A 21,175-nucleotide genomic window follows, 5' to 3' on the forward strand; every position below is an offset into this window, starting at 1 on the left:
CCCCGCAGTCGCGAGCAGAGGTGGCACCGTGAGCGTGCGACTCTCCGGCCCGCCCGCCGCCGGCACGGGCGGCGCGGGGTTGCTGCTCGGCATCGACTTCGGCGGCACCAAGATGGCGGTCGGGGTGTCCGACGCGGACGGCCGGCTGCTGGCCCACCGCCGGGTGCCCACCCACGCCGAGCAGGGCGCGCCGCAGGCGCTGGCCCGGGCCCTGGCGCTCGCCGGTGACCTGGTCGGCGAGGTCGGCGGCCCGCTCGCCGCGGCCGGCGTGGCCTCGCCCGGCGTGGTCCGCCCGGACGGCATCGACCTGGCGCCGAACGTGCCCGGCTGGGAGCGGCTGCGCCTGGCCGACGCGGTCCGCGACGCGCTGGACGTGCCTCGGGTCGCGGTGGACAACGACCTGAACGCCGCCGCGCTGGCCGAGCTGCGGCACGGCGCGCTGCGCGGCGTCGACCCCGGCCTGGTGGTGGGGATCGGCACCGGCGTGGCGGCGGCCGTGACCGTCGGCGGCGCGGTGCTGCCCGGTCACCGCGGCGCGGCCGGCGAGATCGGGTACGCGGTGGCCGGCACCCCCTGGCCGGGGACGATGCTGGAGCTGGACTTCTCCGGCCGGGCGCTGGACCGGCTCGCCGCCGACCTCGACCTGCCCGGCGGAACGGCCGGCCTGGCCGCCGCCGCCGAGTCGCCGGGCGCGGCGCGCGACGCGCTGGCCGCCCGGGTCGACGAGGCGGCCCGCGCGTTGGTGACCTGCTGCCTGCTGCTCGATCCGCAGCGGATCGTGCTGGTCGGCGGCGTCACCCGCAGCGGGTTGATCCGGCGGATGCTCGTCGACCGGCTGACCGAGGCGCTGCCGCACCCGCCCGACGTGGTGCGCTCCGGCTTCGCCGACGACGCGGCGCTCTACGGTGCGCTCGCCCTGGCCCGGGACACGGCACCGGCGCCGCTGTAGCGTACGTCACATTTTTTGGTGCCCGGATCGGCCCGCGCCGGACCGGCGATCCGTTGTCGCGCAACGGATCCCGCCAGGTGGGCGACGGTCGCGGGGCAGGTGTGGGCGGTGTTCGGGCACGCACCGGAACGGCGTCGGCACCGATCGTGAAGAACCGCGAGACGTCGGCGATCGTGGATTTGCAGCCGTCATTACGCTGCGGGTGGTTGATCGCCGGAACCACGGACGACAGGTGGAAGAACCTCAGATGAGTGACAATCACCCTCCCTACGGAGGTTATCCGGACCCCAACGCGCCGTACGGCCAGCAGCCGCCCTACGGCGCGCAGCCCGGGTCGGGTGCGCCGTACGGCCAGCAGCCCGCCTCGGGAGCGCCCTACGGCGCGTCGCCGGCGTCGGGCGCCCCCTACGGCGCGCAGCCCGGTTCCGGCGCCCCCTACGGCGCGCAGCCCGGGCCGGAGGCGTACGGCGCGCAGGCGCCGTACCCGGGTCAGCCCGCGTACCCCGGGCAGCCGGCGCCGTTCGCGGCCGCCCCGCCGCCCGCCAAGTCGAAGAAGGGGCTGATCGTCGGCCTCGCCGCCGGCGCGGTGACGTTGACGCTGCTGTGCTGCGGCGGCGGGCTCGCCTACGTCGCGTTCGGCGGCGACGACGACAAGGACCCGACGCCGATCGCCTCCGGTAGCGCCACCCCGGGGCCGACGGCGACGCCCTCGCAGGCCGGGCCGGAGACGACCGGGCCGGACGAGCCGACCAACAACGACGCGACGACGGCCCGCTACTCCAGCGACCTGTCCGCGGTCTGCGAGGGCGGTTCGATCCTCAACGCCGCCCCGTACACCGGGCCGTCGAGCGCGAAAGCGTACGTTTTCTCCAACGCCCCGGACCGGCCGACGTTCTGGTCGCAGAAGTCGTTCAGCTCCGACAAGAGCTACTACGCCAAGTCGGCGGACTTCGCGACCGCGTCGGTGATCGGCTGCCTCAAGGTGGTCGACGGCAGCGAGGGCACGCCGAAGAAGTGCCAGTACAAGGCCACCGACGGCAAGGTCGTCACGGTCGACTACATCTCCTCGCGGTACACGCTGACGTTCCACGCGGCCAAGACCGGCGAGAAGATCGGCGACGGCGGCACCGTGACCGCGCCGGCCGCCCGCTGCCCGAGCTTCATCTCCTACAACAAGGTGACGATGAAGTCGTACGCGGCGCCGGACAGCGGCACCATCGAGGCGGCGCTGGACCGGTTCCTCAAGTAGCGAGTGTTAGGAGGGGGCCCCGCTTATGCAGAATGCGTTAAGCGGGGCCCCCGCCTTACAAGCACTCGTTGGCGAAGATGCGCAGCAGCTCCGGTAGATGGAAGCGCTGCCCCAGCAGGCCGGAGTCGACCGGCACCAGCATGTTGTGCTGCACCAGGTGCTCGACCAGCCGGTTGGCCTGCTGCCGGGGCAGGCGCAGGATCTCCACCGCGCTGTTCGGGGTGATCAGCGAGTCGGCGGCGGCCAGTTCCCGCAGCGCCCGCCGGGCGTCGACGTCCAGCCCCCGGTAGCTGACCGAGAGCGTGTCGCGCACCGAGATGTCCCCGACGACCAGCTCGGCGAGCCGGTTCTCCTCGTCCTCCAGGTGCTCGGCGAAGCCGGGCAGCGCGCCGTCGGGCTGGGTGACCAGCCGGCTGCCGACGATCCGCAGGGCCAGCGGCAACTGGTCGCAGGCGTCGGCGATGCGGCCGAAGACCTCCGGCTGCTCCCGCACCCGGGCCTCGCCCGCGATCGTCGCCAGCAGCTCCACCGCCTCGTCCCGGTCCAGCGCGCCCAGCGTCAGCCGCCAGCCCACGTCCAGGTCCAGCAGGCGCTGCCGGCTGTTGACCAGGACCAGGCTGCGCCCGGCGCCCGGCAGCAACGGGCGGACCTGCTGCGCGCACTCGACGTCGTCGATGATGAGCAGCAGCCGCCGGCCGGCGAGCGCGCACCGCAGCACGGCGGCCCGCTCCCGGATGTCCTCGGACATGCCGGTCAGCGGCACCCCCAGCTCGACCAGCAGTTCCCGGATCAGCTCCCCGCTGCCGCGCGGCGGCTCGTCACCGCTGTCGAAGCTGACGAAGAGCTGCCCGTCGGGGAAGAGGTCCGCCAGGTCGTAGCCGCTGGACACCGAGAAGGACGACTTGCCCACGCCCGGTGCGCCGGAGACCAGCACCACGGCGGCGTGCTCGTCCGTGCCGGTCGAGTCGGCGATGCCCTCGGCGATGGCACGGAGCTGGCCGGCGGTGGTGTCCCGGCCGACCAGCATCGGCGGCTTCATCGGCAACGCCTGCCGGCCGGTCGGCGGTACGCCGGGGCCGGCGCCGGCCGCCGGCCGGCCCGACGGGGGACGGGCCTCGGCCGAGTCCGCGTCCAACGCGGCCTGCAGCGCGCCCTGCAGGGCCGGGCCGGGATCGACGCCCAGCTCGTCGACGATGCCGTGCCGGGCCTGCTGGTAGGCGGCCAGCGCCTCGGCGACCCGCCCCTCCAGCGTCAGCGCGGTCACCAACTGCGCCTGGTGGCGTTCGTCCAGCGGCTCCTCGGCCACCATCCGGCGCAGCGCGGGGATGACCCGCGCCGGCTGGCCCAGGCGCAGCCGCAGGTCGGTCAGCTCGGTGGTCAGCTCCCGGTGCTGCTCCCGTAGCGCGGTGACCGCCGCGTTCAGCTCGGTGCCGAGATCCGGCAGGTCCTCCAGCGGGTGCCCCCGCCACAGCGCGACCGCCCGGTCGAACAGGTCGGCGGCGGCGTCCGGCCGGTCCTCCCGCGCCGCGCGGCGCGCGTCGTCGGCGAGACGCCGGAACCGCAGCAGGTCCAACTCGTGCTCGTCGACGCACAGGTGGTAGCCGGTGCCGTCGTGCACCAGCCGGTCGGCCGAGTCGCCGCCGCGGTCCAGCACCTGCCGCAGCCGGTGCACGTACGTGCGCAGGTTCCGCACGGCCGACGCGGGCGGCGCGTCCGGCCAGAGGCCGTCGACCAACCGGGCGGTGGAGACGGTACGACCCGGGCTCAGCAGCAGCACGGCGAGCAGGAGTCGTGGCTTGGTGCCGCTCAACGTGACCGCTTGTTCGTCCGCGGACAGGGTCAGCGGACCGAGAACACTGAACTGCATGGATGTAGTCCCTCGCTCCGCCGTGCCGTCCACAGTGTTGTGACGGCTGAATTTCCCACCTTCAGCTAGGGAATAACGCGCTCCCAGATGATGAAAGGACTCACCGATCGGGATGCGCTTCGTGGCTCTGCGTGATCTGCGTGGTCGCCAGGTGTGCCGCGTCGAGCACGGCGACCGCGTCCGCCACCCCGGCGCCGGCGGACCGGCCGGTGCGGACCAGCCCGGCGAAGTCCTCCGCCTGGCGTGCCAGCGCCGCGTACATGGTGGCGTCGCCGTCGGCCGGGTCGAGGAACACCAGCCGGACGTGGTCGCGGGTGCCGAAGACCTCCACCGCCGCCATGTCCCCGCCCGTGTGGTGCCGGCCGAGCGAGACCAGCGCGGTGCCGCCGCCGGAGAGACCGAGCAACGCCTGTGCGCTGTCCACGTCCCGCCCGCGTACCGCCGGGTCGGTGACGGGCCCGGCCGGCCGGGCGGCCACCTCGACCACGTCCTGCCCGGTCAGCCACCGGATCTGGTCGAACTCGTGCACCCCCATGTCCACGAAGATCCCGCCGCTGCCGGTGCGGAACGCCGCCGCCGGCGGCTCGCCGTCCCACTGGTAGGCGGCCACGAACAGCACCTCGCCGAGGTCGCCGCCGGCGATCCGCTCGCGCAGCCGCCGCAGCGCCGGCACGTACCGGCGCCAGTAGGCGACCTGGAAGCCGACGCCGGCGGCGGCGGCCACCCGGCCGGCCTCCGCGGCCTCGGCCGCGTCCAGCCCGGCCGGTTTCTCGCAGAGCACCGGCAGCCCCGCCTTCGCGGCGGCCGCGACCACCGCGCCGTGCCGGCCGGTCGGCGCGGTCACCAGCAGACCGTCCGGCACCGTCTCCGCGAGCAGGTCCTCCACGCTCGGGTACGCCGGCAGCCCGGCGGCGGCGACCGCCGCGCGCGCCTGCGGCACCGGGTCGACCACGTGGCTGATCCGGACCGTCCGGTTGCCCGCCAGCGCCCGCAGGTGGTGGCGGCCCATCCGCCCGGCGCCCACCAGCGCCAGCCGGAACTCGTCACTGCTGGTCATCGTCGTTCCCCTTCTCCTCGTCGGCGCGGTCCGCGCCCAGCCAGTCCTCCAGCGCGGCCACCACGGCCGGCGCACCGGTGGCGAAGACGGTCTGCCCGTCCCGCCGCCACCGGCGGGTCACCCCGCCGCCGGCCTCCACCAGCGCGGTCCCGGCCGCGACGTCCCAGGCGGCCGGGTCGAAGCTGACGAACGCGTCCAGCTCGCCGGTGGCCACCGCCGCGAGGTCGCAGACCGTGGAACCGGAGTTGCGCAGGTCCGCGACGCGCGGCGCGAGGCCGACGAGTGCCTGGTACGCGCGCCGGCGCGGCCCGGGCGCGTTGGGCACCGCGAACGCCACCAGCGCGTGCCCCGGCACCGCGTCGCGGTTGACCGCGACCCGGGCGTCGCCGTCGCGCGCGCCGTCGGCGTCGAGCACCAGGCAGGCGCCGGAGGCCGGTTGCAGGATGGTGGCCGCGACCACCCGGCCGTCGCCGTCGCCCGCGTCGCAGCCCGCGGCCACGGCGATGCTCACCGCGTAGCGGCTCGCCCCGTGGCTGAAGTTCAGCGTGCCGTCGAGCGGGTCGACGATCCAGCGCAGGCCGGAGCAGCCGGCGCTGAGCCCGGACTCCTCGGCCAGCACGGCGTCCTGCGGTCGGTCGCGGGCCAGCAGGTCGAGGATCGCCCGTTCGCTGGCGTGGTCGGCGGTGGTCACCGGGTCCTGCGCGGCACCTCCCTTGTGGATGGTCTGAAAGCCCCGGTGGCGGGCCTGGCGGATGGCGTCCGCCCCGGCCCGCGCGGCGCGCAGGCTGAGGTGGCGCAGGTCCCCGGGAGCGGCGCCGATGCTCATCGCGCCACCCCCGCCTCCCGCAGGTCGGCGACCTGCGCGTAGTGCCCGTCGAGGAACAGCAGCGGCGGCGTGGACCGCAGCAGCCCGGCGGCGCGGACGGTCCCCATCAGCACCGCGTGGTCACCGGCCGGCTCCGCCGACACCGCCTCGCAGCCGAAGTACGCCACCCCGTCGGTCAACCGCGGGCAGCCGGTCTCGGCCTCCGCGTCGTACGCGACGCCGGCGAAGCCCTCCGCGCCGGTGGGCCGGCCTCGGCTGGCGAACCAGGCCGCGTCCTCGCGCTGGTCGTCGGCGAGCACGGTGACCGCGAACCGGCCGCTGCCCCGGACCGCGTCCAGCAGCCGGCAGTCCCGCCGCAGGCACACCAGCAGCATCCGGGGGGACAACGACACGGTGGTGAACGAGTTGACCGTCATGCCCAGCGGCCCGTCCGGTCCGAGCGCCGTCGCCACCGCGACTCCGGTGGCGAAGCGCCCCGCCACGGACCGGAACGCCCGTTCCTGGTCGTGTGCGTTGCTGATCCCGGTCATCACCGTTCTCCTCTCGTCCCGCCGGTGGCGTCGCCGACCAGGGCGGCGGTCCGGCGTCGGTCGGTCTTGCCGTTGCCGTTGGTGGGCAGCGCGGCCACGTGGTGGATCCGGGCCGGCACCATGTAGCCGGGCAGCCGGTCCGCGCAGCGGCGGGACAACTCGTCGGCGATCCCGGCCGCGCCGGTGTGGACCGCCTGCAACGTCACGTCGTCGCCGGCGCCGAGCGCCAGCACCACCGCGTCCTGCACGCCGGGGTGCCCGCGCAGCACCATCTCGACCTCGCCCAGCTCGATCCGGTAGCCGCGCAGCTTCACCTGGTCGTCGAGGCGGCCGTGGTGCACGAGCGTGCCGTGCTCGCGGCGGACCCGGTCACCGGTGCGGTAGTAGCGCCGGCCGGCGTGCTCGACGAACCGGCAGTCGTCGTCGGCCGGGTCGAGGTAGCCGGCGAAGCACTGCGCTCCCGCCACGCACAGCTCACCGTCGTCGCCGCCGGTCGTGCCGTCCTCGCCCCGCACGATCGCGTCGAGGTCGTCGTGCACGTCGCCGATCGGCACCGTGCCGTTCGAGGTCTCCGGCCAGCGCGCCGGGTCCGCCGGCAGCCGGTATCCGGTGCAGGTCACGGTCAGCTCGGTGGGCCCGTAGAGGTTCTCCACCACGCTGCCCGGCGCGGCGGCCGCCCAGGCCCGCGCCTGCTCGATGGTGAGCTGCTCGCCGGCGAACAGGCTGTGCCGCAGGCCGGGCATGGCGCCGGGGGAGAGCATCCGCATCCGGCGGGCCAGCGACACCACCGACGGCACCGAGAACCAGTGCGTGATCCGCCGCTCGTTGACGAACCGCACCGGGGTGAGCACCTCGTCCGGCTGCGGCACCACGAGCGTGGCTCCGCCGCCCCAGGCGACGAACATGTCGAACACCGACGGGTCGAAGGTCAGGTCGAAGGTCTGCGACAGCCGGTCGCCCGGGCCGACCCGGTAGCCGGCGAGACAGCGCGCGAGATAGGCGTCGATGTTGCGGTGCCGGATCGGCACCCCCTTGGGCCGCCCGGTCGACCCGGACGTGAACAGCAGGTACGCCACGTCGTCCGGGCGTACCGCCGGCTCCGGCGCGGCGGGCGCGGGCGGGCCGTCGAGCCGTACCGTGGCGGCGTCGCCGGCGACGTCGGCCGCCACCGCCGCGCCGGCGGCGTCGACCACCAGGGCGTCCACCCCGGCGTCGCGGCACAGCCGGGCGTTGCGGGCGGCCGGGAAGGCCGGGTTGAGCGGCACCACGACCGCGCCGGCGCGCAGCGCGGCCAGATAACCGGCGTACGCCGGCAGGCTGCGGGCGGCCAGCAGGCCGACCGCGCGGGGGCGCCGGCCCACCTCGGCGTGGATGCGCCCGGCGAGGCCGTCGGCGATCTCGTGCAGCCGGCGGTAGGTCACCGACTCCCCGTCGACCTCCAGCGCGACCGCCTCGGGTACGCGCTGCACGCTGCGGTGGAACCACTGGTGGAGACTCACGGCGTTGCTCCTTTCCGTGCTGTTTCGTGCGGTCAGGTCAGGTCAGGTCAGGTCAGGTCGCCGAGCAGGTCGTCGGCGTGGTCGGCGATGCCGGCGAGCATCGCGCCGGTGGCGCCGCCGGCGATGCCGAACATGGCCACCTCGCCGCGCAGGTGCGCCTCGCCGCCGTCGCGGAACGCGTCCGCGCCCCGCAGGCGTACGGCCTCGGCGGCGACCCGGTCCACCGTCTCGGCGGCGGCGACCTTGAGCACCATGCCGTCGGCCGTGGACACCACCGCGTCCGCAGCGGCCAGCGCGGGCGCGCACAGCGCATCGAGCTGGTGGACGGCGACCAGGCAGCGGGCGTACCGCTCCCGGATCGCCGGGCGGTCCCACAGCGTGCCCTCGGCGGCCGGTCGCCGCCGCAGCCAGTCGCGCAGGCCGGCCAGCAGCCGGTGGCAGATCGCCCGCGCCCACAGCGCCCCGGCCAGCCGCTCGACGCCGACCTGCCGGGCGAACCCGGCCAGCGCCCGGCCGGGGCGGCCGACCACGGTGTCCGGGTCTAGTGCGACGCCGTCGAAGCGCAGGTGCCCCACGCCGGAGCCGGCGAACGCCCGGCCGGCGGAGGAGACCGTCACGCCCGGCGCGCCGGCCGGCGCCAGCAGCCAGCAGAAGCTGGTGAAGTGCCGCGCCTCGCGGTGCCGGGCCAGCACCAGCGCCGCATCGCAGGTGGTCGCGTTGGTGATCCAGGTCTTGGTGCCGTCCAGCGTGGCCGTGCCCGCGCCCAGCTTCACCCGGGTGGCGGCGTCGAGCAGGTCCGAGCCGGACCCGGCCGCGTCGGTGACGGCCAGCGCGACCACGGTGTCGCCGCGCAGCATGCCGCGCCGGACGCGCTCGGCCGGGCCGTCCGCGCCGGTCAGCAGCGGCAGCACGGTGGCCACCTGCACGCAGACCGACAGCGTCACGCCGAGCGGGCAGCGGGCGTCCAACTCGGTGAGCAGCGCCGCGAGCCGGCCCGGGTCCGGCTGGTCGCCGCGCGGGTAGAGGGCCGCGGTGACGCCACCGGCGCCCAGCGCGCGCCACACGGCGCGGGCGTCGGCCGGATCCACCCCGGACAGGGCCGCGCGCACCTCGGCGCGGCCCCCGTCCGGCGCGGCGCGGTCCTCGGCCGGCATGGTCCGGCTCGCGTCCGGCGCGGCGCGGTCCTCGGCCGGCATGGTCCGGCTCGCGTCCGGCGCGGCATCGTCCCCGGCCGGCGCGGTGTCCTCCCCGCCCGGCGCGTGGCGCGTCGACTCAGGCAAGACGCACCCCCGGGTCGCGCAGCGACAGCGCCCCGTTCGCCAGGCGCAGCCGGTCGTCGGCGTAGTTCAGCGACGCCGAGCGCAGGTCCCGGAAGGTGCGCTCCAGCGCCAGCGGCGAGTCGGTCAGGTAGCCGTGGCGCAGGCCGGTCAGCTCGACCAGCTCGTGCGCGGCGGCGAACGACTCCTCGCCCGCGCGGATCTTCAGCGTGTTGAGCAGCAACTGCACCGGCGTCGCGGACATGTCCGCCGCGTCGTCGACCACCGAGACGGTGTGCCGCAGCAGCGCGTGCGCCGCGTCCAGCCGGGTGCGGATCCCGGCCAGCCGCAGCAGCACCAGCTCCGAGGACGGGGCGAACTGCCGCCGTCCCGCCTCGCTGCGCGCGTGCCGCAGCACCCGCGCGTACGCCCCGGCCGCCGCGCCGATCCAGGCCGCGGCCCAGCCGACGTGCGCCAGCGGCGCGAAGACGGTGGTGGCGATCTCCCGGAACGCGCCGTGCTCGCCGATGACCTGCCACTGCGGCACCGCGCCGCGTAGCCGCATCGGCACGCTGTGGGTGGCCCGCATGCCCAGCGGGCGCCACCCGCCGGTCACCTCGACCTCCACCTGGTCCCGGGCGGCGTAGACCAGGTCCACCCGCGCCGCCGAACCGGCGTCCGGGGCCCGGGTGGTGATGAGGAACGCGTCCGCGTACGGGCCGCCGGTGACGATCGGCGCGGCCCGGTCGATCCGCAGCATCTCGCCGTCCTGCGCCAGCGCCGACTCGGCGGTCAGCAGGTGACCGCCCTTGCCGGCCTCGGTGGTGACCGAGCCGAGGTACCGCTCGCCCCGGGCCACCGCCGGCAGCACGTCGGCGCGCAGCTTCTCCCCGCCGTACGCGGTGATCGCGGCGACCTGCTGGCAGTGCATGGCGAAGACCATCGCCACCGACATGTCCACCCGGCCCAGCGCCAGCGTGACGTCGACCAGGTCGGTCAGCGTGCCGCCGGCGCCGCCCTCGGCGGCCGGGACGAGCAGCCCCAGCAGCCCGGTACGCCGCATCGCGGCCAGCGCCTCGGTGGGGAACGTGGCGGTCTCGTCGGCCTCCCGGGCGTGCGCCGCCGCCACCTCGGCCACGGTCTCGACGGCCGGGGCGTACCCGGCGGCGGCGGTCATCGGGAACCACCGCCGACCGGGGTGCGCAGGTCCTCGACCACGCCCCACAGCCCGCCGGCGGTGGCGAACGTGGAGTCGACCAGCTTGTCGTCGGGCACGGACACCCCGAACGTGTCCTCGATGGCGAAGAGCAGTTCGATCTCCCGCATCGAGTCCAGGCCGAGGTCGCGCAGCCGCGACTCCTCGGTGATCTCGTCCGTGCCGGCGAACTTGAGGAACGGTCGGAGCAGCTCGGTGAATTCGGTGTTCATGACGTCACCTCTCATCTCGTGGTTCGTCGTCGTCGGCGGCCGGCGGGTCGGCCGGCAGCCGGGTCAGGGTCAGCCGGGACGTCTCGACGACCCGGTCGCCGTCGCAGACCACCTCGACCGGGGCCGGGTGACCGAGGAAGGCCAGCAGGCTCGCCGACAGCCCGTACGCGCCGACGTTCGGCACGGCGAGCACGTCCCCGGGGCGTACGTCCGGCAGGGTCGCGGCGCGGGCCCAGGTGTCCAGCGGCGTGCACAGCGGTCCGGCCACGATGGCGCCGCCCAGCGGCTCGCCGTCGCGGCCGTCGGCCGGGTGCAGGGCGGGCACCAGCGGCGGCAGCCGGCGCAGGCCGGACATCCCGCCCAGGTGGTTGATGCCGGACTCCAGCACCACCACCGGCGTGCCCTGTGACCACTTGACGTCCAGCACCCGGGTCAGCAGCGTGCCGGCGGTGGCGGTGAGGAACCGCCCCGACTCGAACGCCACCGTCGGCGCGCCGTCGCGCCACGCGGGGAACAGCCCGTCCAGCGCCTCCCCGACGCGTTCCGCGAGCCCGGACAGGTCCGCGTTGGCGCCGGGGCGGGCGAACGGCGCGCCGAAGCCACCACCCAGGTCGAGCACGTCCAGCTCGACGCCGAGCCGGTCGCGCAGCCGGCGGGCGGTGCCCGCGGCGGTGGTGAACTGCGCGACGAGCGCGTCCACCGAGTCGACGTTGCTGCCGGTGTAGAGGTGGAACCCGCGCACCGGCGCCGACGGGCGGGAGGCGAACCGCTCCGGCTCGCGCTCGATCCAGTCGACGTCCGCGCCGAACTGCGACGCGACGCCGGTCATGGTGAGCCCCTGGCCGGGGTTGGGCACCCGGTCGTTGACCCGCAGCAGGCACCGCAGCTCGACGCCGTGGGCGGCGGCGATCCGGTCGGCCTGGTCCAACCCGACCGGCGAGTCGACGGAGAACCAGCGCACCCCGGCGCGGACGGCGCCGGCCACCTCGGCGTCGCGCTTGCCGGGCCCGGTGTAGAGCATCCGGTCGCCGGGCACCCCGGCCCGCAGCGCGGCGGCCAGCTCACCGGGGGAGCAGATCTCGGCGTCGCAGCCGGCGTCGTGCAGCGCGGCCACCACGGCGGGATGCGGGTTGGCCTTGAGCGAGTAGTAGAGCCGGCTCGGGCCGGGTAGCGCCGCGCGCAGGGTGGCGTGGTTGGCGCGTACCCCGGCCAGGTCGTAGCGGTAGGCGGGGGTGTCGAACGGCAGGTCAGCCACGGCGCTCACCCGCCAGCCGGGCCAGTGCCCGCCGGTCCACCTTGCCGTTGCCGGTCAGCGGGAGGTCCGGCAGCACGACGCAGCGCGCCGGCACCTTCATCTCCTCCAACTGGCCGCGCAGCCGGCGCAGCACGTCCCCGGGCGTCAACGCGGCCACCACGAACAGCGTCGCGCCGTCGCGCCCGTCGGCGGGCGGCAGCACGCCGGCGGCGTCCACCCCGTCGACCCGGTACGCGGCGGCCTCCACCTCGGTGGCGCTGACCCGGGTGCCCTTCTCCTTGTAGACGTCGTCGCGCCGGCCGGCGAAGTGCACGTAGCCGTCCGCGTCGACCCGGCCGTGGTCACCGGTGTGCAACTGCGGGAAGAGCCCGTGCGCGCGCCGGAACCGCTCGGCGGTCAGCTCGGGACGCCGCCAGTAGCCGGCCATCACGTGCGGGCCGCGCACCACCAGCTCGCCGGTGACCCCGGCCGGTTGACGCCGGCCGTCGGCGTCCACGGTGAAGATCTCGGTGCCGGGCAACGCCCGGCCGCAGGCGCCGGGGCGGCGCAGGTCCCCGTCCGGCGGCATGATCGCGGCGCGCTTGCACTCGGTGAGGCCGAACATCAACTGGACGCGCAGGTCGGGCAGCAGCCGGCGCAGGCCGGCGAGCACCTCCGGCGGCATGGCCGCGCCGGTGTTGGTGACCAGGCGCAGCGGCGGGCGCGGCGCGCCGGGCCGGCCGAGCAGCCGCAGCAGGTTGATGGCGAGCGACGGCACGCACGGCAGCACGGTCGCCCCGGACTCGACCAGGCTCACCAGCAGCCGGCCGCCGGTCTCGGCCGGGTCGCCCAGGCGCAGCCGGGCGCCGGCCACCGTGCTCAGGAAGATCTGGTAGAGGCCGTAGTCGAACGAGGTGGGCAGCACGTCGTGCACCACGTCGTCGGGCCGGTAGCGCAGCTCCGACTGGATCGCCCGGACCGCGAACGTGACCTGGGCGTGCGTGGAGACCACCGCCTTCGGCATGCCGGTGCTGCCGGAGGTGTAGATAAGGCACACCGGGTCGACCGACAGCGGGCCGGCGTCGGCCGGCGCGTCGGCGTCGCCGCCGGTCGCCGCCGCGCGGGCCAGGTCGGCGGCGTCGCGTACCGGGAGGCGCCGGGCGCGGGCCAGCGCGCCGAGCGCGGCGTCGTCGGTGAGGACCAGCGCCGGTTCCGCGTCGTCCAGCACGTGCGCCAGGGCCACGTCCGGGGCCGGCGTCCGGACCACCACGAAGACCGCGCCGGCGCGGGCGACCGCGTACAGCAGCGCCGGCAGCGCCGCGTCGGCGGGCAGCGCGACCAGCACCCGGTCGCCGCGCCGCACGCCGTCCGCGCGCAGCCGGCCGGCCAGGCGCACGCTGGCGGCACGGACCTCGCGGTACGTGCGGCAGGTGCTCCCGTCGTCGACGGCGGGCGCGTCCGGGCGCGCGGCGGCGGTGACGTCCAGCAGCTCGTGCAGCAGCGCGGTGCTCATCGGACACCCCCGGCGGCGGTGCCGAACATGGCGCACAGCGAGCCGACGTCGCGCAGGTCGGCCGCGGAGAGGGCGGTCGCCGGCACCTCGACGCCGAGCCGGCGCTCGACCCGGTCGATCACGTCGACCAGCCGGAACGAGTCGAAGCCGGGCAGGTCCCGCAGCACGTCGGTGGTGCGCAGCGCCGCCCCGTCCAGGTGCAGGGTGTCGCCGAGCGCGCCGAGCACGGCCGCGCGTACCCCGTCGCCGCCGGCCGGCGCGGTGCCGGCGGCCGGCGGCGCGGTCATCGACTCCAGCGCGTCCAGGTGCGCGGCGATCAGCGCGCCGAGCGCGTCCGCCAGCTCGGGCGCGGCCGGGCGTCCCGCCTGGGCCCGCCGCAACGCCACGTAGCTGCGCGCGGAGAGTTGCTGCCAGCGCGCGCCCTGCCCGGCGAGCGCGGCGGCGGCGTCCGGCCGGGCCGCGGCGAGCCAGTGCTCGTGCAGGTCGCGGGCGCGTCCGAGCAGCCAGACGTCGAGCACGAAGCGGTGCAGGCCGGCCACCGTGTCCAGCGCGGCGCCGATGCGGGCCAGGTAGTCGGCGATCCGCGGGCGGGCGCGGCGGGCCCGCTCGGCGTTGCCGGCGAGCATGGCCGGCACGTCGATCGCGGGCGCCGGGTGCGCCGCCACGGCCAGCGTGTGCGCGCCACCGGCGAGCGCCGCGTCGAAGTCGGCGGTGGGCAGCCGCCACACGCCCGGTCGCGCGGCGCCCCAGGCGGTGTCGTTGTGGTAGCCGTCGACCACGGTCACCTCGGCGCCGACGTCGGCGACCAGGAAGCTGTGCCGCATCCGCTCGTGCCCGTGGTAGGGACACCAGGGCAGGTCGTAGGCGTCGGCGGTGACGTAGAGCGGCTGGCCCGGGCCGCACAGCCGGCGCACCTGCGGGCCGTCGAGCTGCATCCAGCGACCCTCGACCCGCAGGCCCAGCAGGTCGACCGCCTCGGCGGCCCGGTCGTCCGAGGTGGCCTCGACGGTGACCAGGCCGTCGTGCTCGTGGGTGCGGAACCCGTACCGGGCGCCGAGGGCGAGGTGGCTGCCGGAGCCGTTGGCGTGGTCGGCCAGCAGGGCGAAGCTCGTCTGGAGGCAGTCCAGCGCGGTCGCGCGCAGACCGGTCAGGATCGGTGTCCACACCGGGTCCGTGGTCGGCGGGTCGGGTGCGTTCCGGGCGTGTGACATGAGGGCTCCTCGAAGCGGATACACGGGGCGGGGCCGCCGGCGCGGGACGTCCGCGCCGGCGGCCGGGAGGGTCAGTTGTCGGAGTGGCCGTTCAGCCCGCCGGCCCAGGTGGAGAGCACCTGCGCCTGCTGGGCCAGGGCGTGCTCGTCGGTGCCGATCGGGTCCTTGAAGAAGAACCCCAGCTCCTCGATCGGGCCCACGTGCCCGGCCCGGTGCGCCGCGGCGGTCAGCCGGGCCAGGTCGAGCACCAGCGGGGCGGCCAGCGTCGAGTCGACGCCGCTCCAGGTGAGCTGCATCGACATCCGGACGCCGAGGAAGCCCTCGAACGAGACGTGGTCCCAGGCGGTCTTGTGGTCGCCCAGGTCCGGCACGTTGTCGATGTGCAGCGGGGCGGTGACGTCCTCGCCGAGCAGCGCCGGCAGCACGCCCGACTTGGAGCTGAGCTTGCTGCGGGCGTTGCGCGGGTCCTCCAGCGTGGCGCCGTCACCGCCGCCGAGCAGGTTGACCCCGGCCCAGGAGAGCACGTGCAGCGCGCGGCAGGTGAACATCGGCGCCAGCGCGGTCCGCAGCAGCGTCTCGCCGGTCTTGCCGTCCGAGCCGGCGAACGGCACCCGCTCGCGTTGCGCCATCATCTCCAGCGCGGGCAGCCGGGCGCCGGTCGACGGGGTGAAGTCGACGAAGCCGCACCCGGCGCGGAACGCCGCGTACGCGACCACCGAGCTGGCCGGCAGCGCCCGCTCGTCCGGGTCGGCCAGGCTGCGGGTGAGCGCGTCCAGGTCGTCGTGCTCGGGGCGGTGCTCGACCGGCGGCTCGGTCGACGACACGTTGATCACGACAACCCGGGACAGCCCGTGGCGGTCGCGGAACTCCTCGATGTCACCGGCCAGCCGGTCGATCACCTCGGCCAGCGGTCCGGTCTCGGTGCCCGCGTCGTAGCCGGTACGCAGGTCGCGCTCGACCGCGGGCAGGCTGCCCCGGACGGCGGCGAGCACCGGCGCCGGGATGACCCCGGAGTCGACCAGCGACTCGGCCTTCTTCTCCAGCGGCGTGTCGACGATGTCGTGCCCGCCGACGACGATGTCGGTCCACTCCGCCAGCGGCGCGTCGCGCAGCATGCCGGTGTCGGTGACGCAGCCGGTCGAGTCGGCCATGCCGGCGCGCAGCGCCAGCAGCCCGGTGATCGCGGTGGTGGCGACCGAGCCGCGGGCGCCGTTGAGCCACACGCCGACGGGTCCGTCGGAGTCGGGGGTCGGATTGTGCGAGGTCTCACGCTGGGTGACGGTCACGGGATGGGTCCCTTCTGGTGGGTGCGCCGGCGGTGGCGCGGATCAGCGGGCGAGCACCTTGGCCACGGCGGTGGCGACGTCGTGCATGTCCCGCTCGGTGCCGAGGAAGGTGCTGTGGTGCGTCTGGACGGTGTGCGCGGCCAGCCACTCGGTCTTCGGGTAGGCGCGGTCGGCGTGGATCGCCGCGAACCGTTCGGCCAGCGGCGCGAGCAGCGGCTTGGTCCAGGGCTGGAGCAGCCGGCTGCGGTGCAGCGGCTCGTCGGTGCAGTAGAAGCGCCTGCCCAGCTCGGCGGTGAGCGCCGCGGCCACGGCGGCGTTGTCCATGCCGGTGGGCAGCTCGTCGAGGACGAGCGTGCCCTCGTAGATCGAGGTCCGGGTCTGCGCCGGCGCCGGTTGCAGCAGCCGGACGCCGTCGACGTCGGCCAGCAGCTCGGTGAGCAGCCGGTAGTTGCGGTTGCGCACGTCGTGCTGCGCGTCCAGGGTGTTCAGTTGCGCGCACGCCACGGCGGCGGAGAACTCGCCCAGGCAGAAGTTGGCGCCCTGCACGCCGGCGCTCTCCTCCAGGTCCAGCTCGCCCGGGGGAGTCCGGTCGTCGCGGTAGCGGCGCGAGTCGGCCCGCAGCTCCTGCAGCACCGGCGCGAGGGTGTCGTCGTCGGTGACCACGGCCCCGCCCTCCCCGCAGGTGAGGACCTTGCCGTGCTGGAAGCTGAAGCAGCCGAGCCGGCCGAACGAGCCGGCCTGGCGGCCCTGCCAGGTGGCGCCGTGCGCCTGGGCGCAGTCCTCCACGATCGAGATGCCGCGCGGCCCGGTGACCGCGTCGAGCGCCGGCACGTCGGCCATGTTCGACGCCCAGTGCACGGCCACCACGGCCCGCGGGTCCACCGACATGTCGAGGTCGTCGGGTCCGACGCAGCCGGTGTCCCGGTCCACGTCGACGAGCACCGGCACCAGGCCGGCGCGCAGCGCGGCGGTGGCGGAGGCGGTCCAGGTGAGCGCCGGCACCAGCACGGTCTCGCCGTAGCCGAGACCGAGCGATTCGAGGGCCACCACCAGGGCGCTGGAGCCGTGGTCGACGGGGACGCAGTGGCGGGTGCCGACGTAGCGGGCGAAGTCGGCGGCGAAGCGGCGTTCGAACAGGGGGCCGTCGCCGACGGCGGGACTGCTGATCGCCCACCGCCCGCCGTGCAGCACGGCGGCGAGGTTGCGGGCGGCGTCCGGTGCGGGGATCGGCCAGCGCGGCCACGGGCGGTCCGGTGGACGGACCGGCCGGCCGCCGTCGACGGCGAGCCGCCGGTCGAGCGGAATGGAGGTCGTCATGGCTCCGACACTGATGCCGGTCGATACATGGGCGGTACACGCCGGATACCTGCGCCGGCCGCCGCCGTGTATCGGCGTTGTATCGCGGTGGCCTTTGCTCCAACCATGAGCCGATCCCCGTCGCCCGTGGGCGAACCGACCGAACCCCGCGCCGTCACGCGCGGCGTCTCCGTGGTCATCCCGGTCAAGGACCGGGTGCCGGAGATGCGCCGCCAACTCCGCAGCCTGCGCGACGCCGCCCCGAACTGCCCGGAGCCGGTGGAGGTGGTGGTGGTCGATGACTCGGCCCCCGCCGAGGCCGCCGCGCACCGCGCCGCCTGCGCCGAGTACGGCGCCCGCTACGTGCGCGGACCCCGGCACGTCGGCGCCAAGCGCAACCTGGGTGTCTGGCACGCCCGCCACGACCTGCTGCTGTTCACCGACTCGGACTGCCGGGTGCCGGCCGACCTGATCACCCGGTACGCGGCCCGGCTGCGCGCCAGCGGCGAGGAGGTCGCCGGCGTCACCGGCCCGGTGCTCGTGGAGCCCGGCGACAGCGCGTTCTTCCGCGTGATGAGCCGCTCCTACCTGCTGCTCGGCGACCTGACCCGGCCGCTGCACTTCGCCCGGGTCTCCTGGGGCGCCGCCGCGAACACCGCGCTGAAGCGCGCCGCGTTCGAGGCGGTCGGCGGGTTCCCGGAGGACTCGCCGATGCCGATCGGCGGCGAGGACCTGCACCTCGGGCTGCTCCTGACCGACGCCGGGTACGTGCTGCTCGCCGAGCCGGACGGGGTGGTCACCCACGACACCGGCGTCGCCGACACGTTCCGCGCGGTGGCCTACCGGTTCACCACGTACGGCCGCTCCGAGCAGTGGCTCTGCCTGGCCCACCCGCACCGGCGCCGGTTCGTGCTCAACACCGCCAGCACGCTCGCCGTCACGGCGCTGGCCGGGCTGCTCACCGCCCGGCGCAGCGGCGGACGCAGCCTGCTCGCCGTCCCGGCGGTCGCGGCGGCGGTGATCGCCGCGAAGACACCCGGCCGGCTCGGCGGCGACCGCCGGCCCCGCGCGGTAGCCGAGTCGGTGGCCTGCGCCGCGATCGAGACGCTCTTCGACGGCGCCGCGTTCGTCACCGCGCTCCGGCTGGGCCGGCCCGACCTGCTCTTCACCGGCTTCCGCGCCCCGGACGAGGCCGACTACCAACCGGTCACGCCGTCGGCGCGGCCGGTGGCGGCCTGAGGAGGCGGACATGCCGAGGACGCTGCCGCTGGCGCCCAGCCAGCAGATGATGTGGGAGTTCATGACCGCGCTCGACCCGGCCCGCCCCGGTGACGCCCGGCTGGTGGTGGTGGAGTTCCGCCGGTTGCGGGGCACGCTGCGGGTCGACGTCCTGCGGCAGGCCGCGCAGGACGTGGTGGACCGGCACGACGCGCTGCGGATGCGGTTCGACCGGATCGGCGCCGACCCGGCCGTCACGATCCTGCCGCACGTCGACTCGCCGCTGGAGTACGTCGACCTGACCGGCCGCCCCCCGGCCGAGCAGCGGGCCCGCGTCGAGCAGATCGCGTACGCGCACCGGAACGTGGCGTTCGACCCGGGGCGGGCGCCGCTGTGGCGGGCCGCGCTGGTCCGACTCTCCGCCACCGAGCACGTGCTGGCGCTCTGCTTCTTCCACATGGTCTCCGACGGCTGGTCCTGCCGGGTGTTCGTGGAGGACCTGTGCCACGCGTACGCGGCCCGGCTCGGCGCGGCCGATCCGCAGCCGCCGCTGGGCGTGGACTTCGCCGGGCTCGCCGCGCTCCAGGAGGCGGAGTTGGCCGGGGGCGGGATCGACGCCGCCACCCGGGCCGGCTGGTGGGGCGAGCGGCTGCGGCCGGTCGAGCCGTACCAGCTCTTCCCGGCGCCCACGCCGGGCCCGGACGTCGCGCTCAGCGCGGAGGTGGCCACCCGGTTCGCGTTCCCGCCGGCGGTCACCGCGGCGCTGCGCCCGGCCGCGCGGGCGCAGCGGACCAGCCCGTACGTGCTGCTGCTCGCCGCCTACCTGGTGCTGCTGTCGAAGCGGGCCGGGCGACGGCGGGTGGTGCTCGGCACCACCACGCTGGGCCGGGAGAGCCCGCTGTCGCGGCGGCTCATCGGGCAGTTCACCAACAACGTCTACCTGCCGGCGACGGTCGACCCGGACGCGCCGATGCGGGCGGTGGTCGCCGCCGCGCACGCCTCGCTGGCCGAGGCGATCGACCACGCGGCGGAGTTCCACCGGGTGGCCCGCGCGGTGCGGCCGGACTTCCCCCGGGTGCGGCCGTGGCCGGACAACCACCTCTTCGACGCCTGGTTCCAGTCCGCCGCCTCCGCCTCGCCGGTGCTGACCTGCCCGGGGCTGCGGGTCGAGCCGCTCGACGTGACCGCCCGGCCGGCGCCCGGCACCCCGCCGCCGGTGCTCGCCGCCGACGTGCCGCCGGACAGCCTGCCGGTCTGGGTGAAGCGCGGCTCGCCGATCGTCGTGGTGGACGACGACCGGGCCGGCGGGGTGGTCATCCGCAACCGCGGCGTCTTCGGCGACGACCTGGTCCGGGGCTTGATCGACGACTACGTGGCGGTGGTGTCGGCACTGGTCGCCGACCCCGACCTACCCCCGGCGCGGCTGCGCCTGCCTGACGGTGCGTGCTTCCTCGACCACGCCACGGGGTAGGACACTCACCGCGACCGATCCGAGAAAGGTGCGACCATGACGGACACCTCGACGCATCAGGACACCACGGAGCCACCCGCGCCGCCGGCGTCCCCGTCGACCGTACGGGCCCGCTGGTCGGTGGTGCTGCTCTTCGTCATCATGGGCCTGGCCATCGGCGGCTGGTCCGCCCGCGTGCCCGAGGTGCGCGACGCGGTCGGCGTCGGCAACACCGGCTGGGGCCTGGCCAACATCGCCACCAACGCGGGGGAACTGGTCTCGCTGGTGGTGGTCGCGGTGCTGATCAGCCGGATCAACACCCGCCGGCTGGCGTTGGCCGGGGCCGCGCTGATCCTCGTCAACGCGCCGCTGCTGGCCGCGTCCACCACAGTGGTGGCGCTCGTCGCCGGGCTCGCGGTCTGGGGCTTCGCCGCCAACCTGCTGGCCACCCCGATGAACGCCCAGTCGGTGGAGGTGCAGAAGCGCTACGGGCGGCCGATCCTGTCCACCTTCCACGCCGGCTTCAGCATCGGCATGCTGATCGGCGGGCTCTGCGGCACCGCCGCCGCCGCGGTCGGGCTGTCGCCGTCCGCGCAGATGGCGATCACCAGCGTGCTGCTCGGCGCGCTGCTGCTCGGCACGCACCGGTGGCTGCCGGACACGCCCCGGCAGGAGACGAAGGAGGGGGAGGCCCGACGCGGGTTGCGCGAGCGGTTCACCCCGCAACTGCTGCTGCTCGCGGCGATCGCGTTCCTCGCCTCGTTCGTCGAGATGGCCGGCGCGCAGTGGAGCGCGCTCTACGCCACCGAGGTGGCCGGCGCCGCGGCGGTGCTGGCCGCCGCCACGTACACCTGTCTCTCGCTGGCCGCCACCGTGGCCCGGCTGTTCGGCGACCGGCTGGCCGGCCGGGTCGGCCGGGTGCGCTTCGTGCGGGTGTCCGCGCTGGTCGCCACCGTCGGCGTGGCGCTGCCGGTGGCGTACCCGCATCCGGCCGCGGTGATGGCCGGCTTCGCGCTGCTCGGCTTCGGTCTGGCCTGCGTGACCCCGACGGTGCTCGGCTTCGCCGGCGAGCAGCCCGGCCTGACCTCCGGCGAGGGCGTCTCCGTGGTGGCGATGGGGCAGTGGCCCGGCGCGCTGCTCGCGGCGCCGGTGATCGGCCTGCTCGCCGGGGCGTTGAACCTGCGGACCGCGTTCCTGTTGGTGGCCGTGCTGGCGCTGGCCATCGTGGCGTTGATGGGCCTGGTGCGCGCCCGGGCGCTGCCCGGGGAGAGCCCGGCGACCTGACCGGGGGCGTGGTGTTGGGAAG

18 protein-coding genes are annotated in these 21,175 nt (G+C 75.8%); 5 read left to right on the forward strand and 13 right to left on the reverse strand.

Features of this window, described 5'->3' with window-relative positions; translation table 11 throughout:
* Window positions 1-28: 28 nt before the first annotated feature.
* Both H1D33_RS06975 and H1D33_RS06980 read left to right on the forward strand, forming a co-directional pair.
* Window positions 29-949, forward strand: a complete 921-nt coding sequence (locus H1D33_RS06975; RefSeq protein WP_246411590.1) for an ROK family protein — start codon at window positions 29-31, stop codon at window positions 947-949.
* Window positions 950-1,196: 247 nt separating this feature from the next.
* Window positions 1,197-2,198 (forward strand): hypothetical protein, encoded by a 1,002-nt coding sequence (locus H1D33_RS06980; RefSeq protein ID WP_181568854.1) that lies wholly within the window; start codon window positions 1,197-1,199, stop codon window positions 2,196-2,198.
* Window positions 2,199-2,253: 55 nt separating this feature from the next.
* On the opposite strand, the gene H1D33_RS06985 is transcribed toward H1D33_RS06980, so the two are convergent.
* The 13 genes from H1D33_RS06985 to H1D33_RS07045 form a co-directional block, all read right to left on the reverse strand.
* The gene (locus H1D33_RS06985; RefSeq protein ID WP_181568853.1) at window positions 2,254-4,065 is read right to left on the reverse strand and encodes an AfsR/SARP family transcriptional regulator; all 1,812 of its coding nucleotides are present in this window, start codon (window positions 4,063-4,065) and stop codon (window positions 2,254-2,256) included.
* A 100-nt stretch (window positions 4,066-4,165) separates the two neighbouring features.
* Complete coding sequence (locus H1D33_RS06990; RefSeq protein WP_181568852.1) at window positions 4,166-5,122, reverse strand: Gfo/Idh/MocA family protein; 957 nt, start codon at window positions 5,120-5,122, stop codon at window positions 4,166-4,168.
* The gene (locus tag H1D33_RS06995) at window positions 5,109-5,948 is read right to left on the reverse strand and encodes an inositol monophosphatase family protein (RefSeq protein WP_181568851.1); all 840 of its coding nucleotides are present in this window, start codon (window positions 5,946-5,948) and stop codon (window positions 5,109-5,111) included. Before H1D33_RS06995 ends, H1D33_RS06990 begins: the two co-directional genes overlap by 14 nt.
* Window positions 5,945-6,478: a flavin reductase family protein gene (locus tag H1D33_RS07000; protein WP_181568850.1), complete on the reverse strand. Its 534-nt coding sequence runs from the start codon at window positions 6,476-6,478 to the stop codon at window positions 5,945-5,947. The genes H1D33_RS06995 and H1D33_RS07000 overlap by 4 nt, the downstream gene beginning before the upstream one ends.
* On the reverse strand, window positions 6,478-7,977 hold the full coding sequence (locus tag H1D33_RS07005; RefSeq protein ID WP_181568849.1) for an amino acid adenylation domain-containing protein: 1,500 nt from the start codon (window positions 7,975-7,977) through the stop codon (window positions 6,478-6,480). Before H1D33_RS07005 ends, H1D33_RS07000 begins: the two co-directional genes overlap by 1 nt.
* Before the next feature lie 47 nt (window positions 7,978-8,024).
* A complete protein-coding gene (locus tag H1D33_RS07010) occupies window positions 8,025-9,257 on the reverse strand; it encodes an acyl-CoA dehydrogenase family protein (protein ID WP_246411587.1) in 1,233 nt (410 codons plus the stop codon).
* The gene (locus H1D33_RS07015; RefSeq protein WP_181568848.1) at window positions 9,250-10,410 is read right to left on the reverse strand and encodes an acyl-CoA dehydrogenase family protein; all 1,161 of its coding nucleotides are present in this window, start codon (window positions 10,408-10,410) and stop codon (window positions 9,250-9,252) included. The genes H1D33_RS07010 and H1D33_RS07015 overlap by 8 nt, the downstream gene beginning before the upstream one ends.
* Entirely contained in the window at window positions 10,407-10,661 is a 255-nt protein-coding gene (locus H1D33_RS07020; protein WP_181568847.1) for a phosphopantetheine-binding protein, read from the reverse strand. The genes H1D33_RS07015 and H1D33_RS07020 overlap by 4 nt, the downstream gene beginning before the upstream one ends.
* Window positions 10,662-10,665: 4 nt before the next feature.
* Window positions 10,666-11,916, reverse strand: coding sequence for an alanine racemase (locus tag H1D33_RS07025; protein WP_181568846.1), 1,251 nt, complete (start codon window positions 11,914-11,916; stop codon window positions 10,666-10,668).
* Entirely contained in the window at window positions 11,909-13,408 is a 1,500-nt protein-coding gene (locus tag H1D33_RS07030) for a class I adenylate-forming enzyme family protein (protein ID WP_181568845.1), read from the reverse strand. Before H1D33_RS07030 ends, H1D33_RS07025 begins: the two co-directional genes overlap by 8 nt.
* The gene (locus H1D33_RS07035; protein WP_181568844.1) at window positions 13,405-14,619 is read right to left on the reverse strand and encodes an acyl carrier protein; all 1,215 of its coding nucleotides are present in this window, start codon (window positions 14,617-14,619) and stop codon (window positions 13,405-13,407) included. The genes H1D33_RS07030 and H1D33_RS07035 overlap by 4 nt, the downstream gene beginning before the upstream one ends.
* A 71-nt stretch (window positions 14,620-14,690) precedes the next feature.
* Complete coding sequence (locus H1D33_RS07040; protein WP_181568843.1) at window positions 14,691-15,905, reverse strand: inositol-3-phosphate synthase; 1,215 nt, start codon at window positions 15,903-15,905, stop codon at window positions 14,691-14,693.
* Window positions 15,906-15,947: 42 nt separating this feature from the next.
* The gene (locus H1D33_RS07045; RefSeq protein ID WP_181568842.1) at window positions 15,948-17,222 is read right to left on the reverse strand and encodes a DegT/DnrJ/EryC1/StrS family aminotransferase; all 1,275 of its coding nucleotides are present in this window, start codon (window positions 17,220-17,222) and stop codon (window positions 15,948-15,950) included.
* 105 nt (window positions 17,223-17,327) lie between these two features.
* Here H1D33_RS07045 and H1D33_RS07050 point away from each other — a divergent pair, with 105 nt between their 5' ends.
* From H1D33_RS07050 to H1D33_RS07060, 3 genes are read left to right on the forward strand one after another with little or no spacing between them, the layout of a single operon-like run.
* Complete coding sequence (locus tag H1D33_RS07050; protein WP_246411585.1) at window positions 17,328-18,440, forward strand: glycosyltransferase; 1,113 nt, start codon at window positions 17,328-17,330, stop codon at window positions 18,438-18,440.
* Window positions 18,441-18,450: 10 nt separating this feature from the next.
* Window positions 18,451-19,890, forward strand: a complete 1,440-nt coding sequence (locus tag H1D33_RS07055) for a condensation domain-containing protein (RefSeq protein WP_181568841.1) — start codon at window positions 18,451-18,453, stop codon at window positions 19,888-19,890.
* A gap of 36 nt (window positions 19,891-19,926) precedes the next feature.
* Window positions 19,927-21,153 carry an MFS transporter gene (locus H1D33_RS07060; RefSeq protein ID WP_181568840.1) on the forward strand — a complete coding sequence of 409 codons (1,227 nt, stop codon included), beginning with the start codon at window positions 19,927-19,929 and terminating at the stop codon, window positions 21,151-21,153.
* The last annotated feature ends 22 nt before the right edge of the window (window positions 21,154-21,175 follow it).

It is taken from the genome of Micromonospora ferruginea (assembly GCF_013694245.2).
Lineage (GTDB): Bacteria > Actinomycetota > Actinomycetes > Mycobacteriales > Micromonosporaceae > Micromonospora > Micromonospora robiginosa.

Excerpts from the sequence above, each read along its gene's own strand:
- H1D33_RS06980 (WP_181568854.1), top strand. The coding sequence starts at position 1,197 with ATGAGTGACAATCACCCTCCCTACGGAGGTTATCCGGACCCCAACGCG.
- H1D33_RS06985 (WP_181568853.1), bottom strand. The coding sequence starts at position 4,065 with ATGCAGTTCAGTGTTCTCGGTCCGCTGACCCTGTCCGCGGACGAACAA.
- H1D33_RS06990 (WP_181568852.1), bottom strand. The coding sequence starts at position 5,122 with ATGACCAGCAGTGACGAGTTCCGGCTGGCGCTGGTGGGCGCCGGGCGG.
- H1D33_RS06995 (WP_181568851.1), bottom strand. The coding sequence starts at position 5,948 with ATGAGCATCGGCGCCGCTCCCGGGGACCTGCGCCACCTCAGCCTGCGC.
- H1D33_RS07000 (WP_181568850.1), bottom strand. The coding sequence starts at position 6,478 with ATGACCGGGATCAGCAACGCACACGACCAGGAACGGGCGTTCCGGTCC.
- H1D33_RS07015 (WP_181568848.1), bottom strand. The coding sequence starts at position 10,410 with ATGACCGCCGCCGCCGGGTACGCCCCGGCCGTCGAGACCGTGGCCGAG.
- H1D33_RS07020 (WP_181568847.1), bottom strand. The coding sequence starts at position 10,661 with ATGAACACCGAATTCACCGAGCTGCTCCGACCGTTCCTCAAGTTCGCC.
- H1D33_RS07030 (WP_181568845.1), bottom strand. The coding sequence starts at position 13,408 with ATGAGCACCGCGCTGCTGCACGAGCTGCTGGACGTCACCGCCGCCGCG.
- H1D33_RS07035 (WP_181568844.1), bottom strand. The coding sequence starts at position 14,619 with ATGTCACACGCCCGGAACGCACCCGACCCGCCGACCACGGACCCGGTG.
- H1D33_RS07045 (WP_181568842.1), bottom strand. The coding sequence starts at position 17,222 with ATGACGACCTCCATTCCGCTCGACCGGCGGCTCGCCGTCGACGGCGGC.
- H1D33_RS07050 (WP_246411585.1), top strand. The coding sequence starts at position 17,328 with ATGAGCCGATCCCCGTCGCCCGTGGGCGAACCGACCGAACCCCGCGCC.
- H1D33_RS07055 (WP_181568841.1), top strand. The coding sequence starts at position 18,451 with ATGCCGAGGACGCTGCCGCTGGCGCCCAGCCAGCAGATGATGTGGGAG.
- H1D33_RS07060 (WP_181568840.1), top strand. The coding sequence starts at position 19,927 with ATGACGGACACCTCGACGCATCAGGACACCACGGAGCCACCCGCGCCG.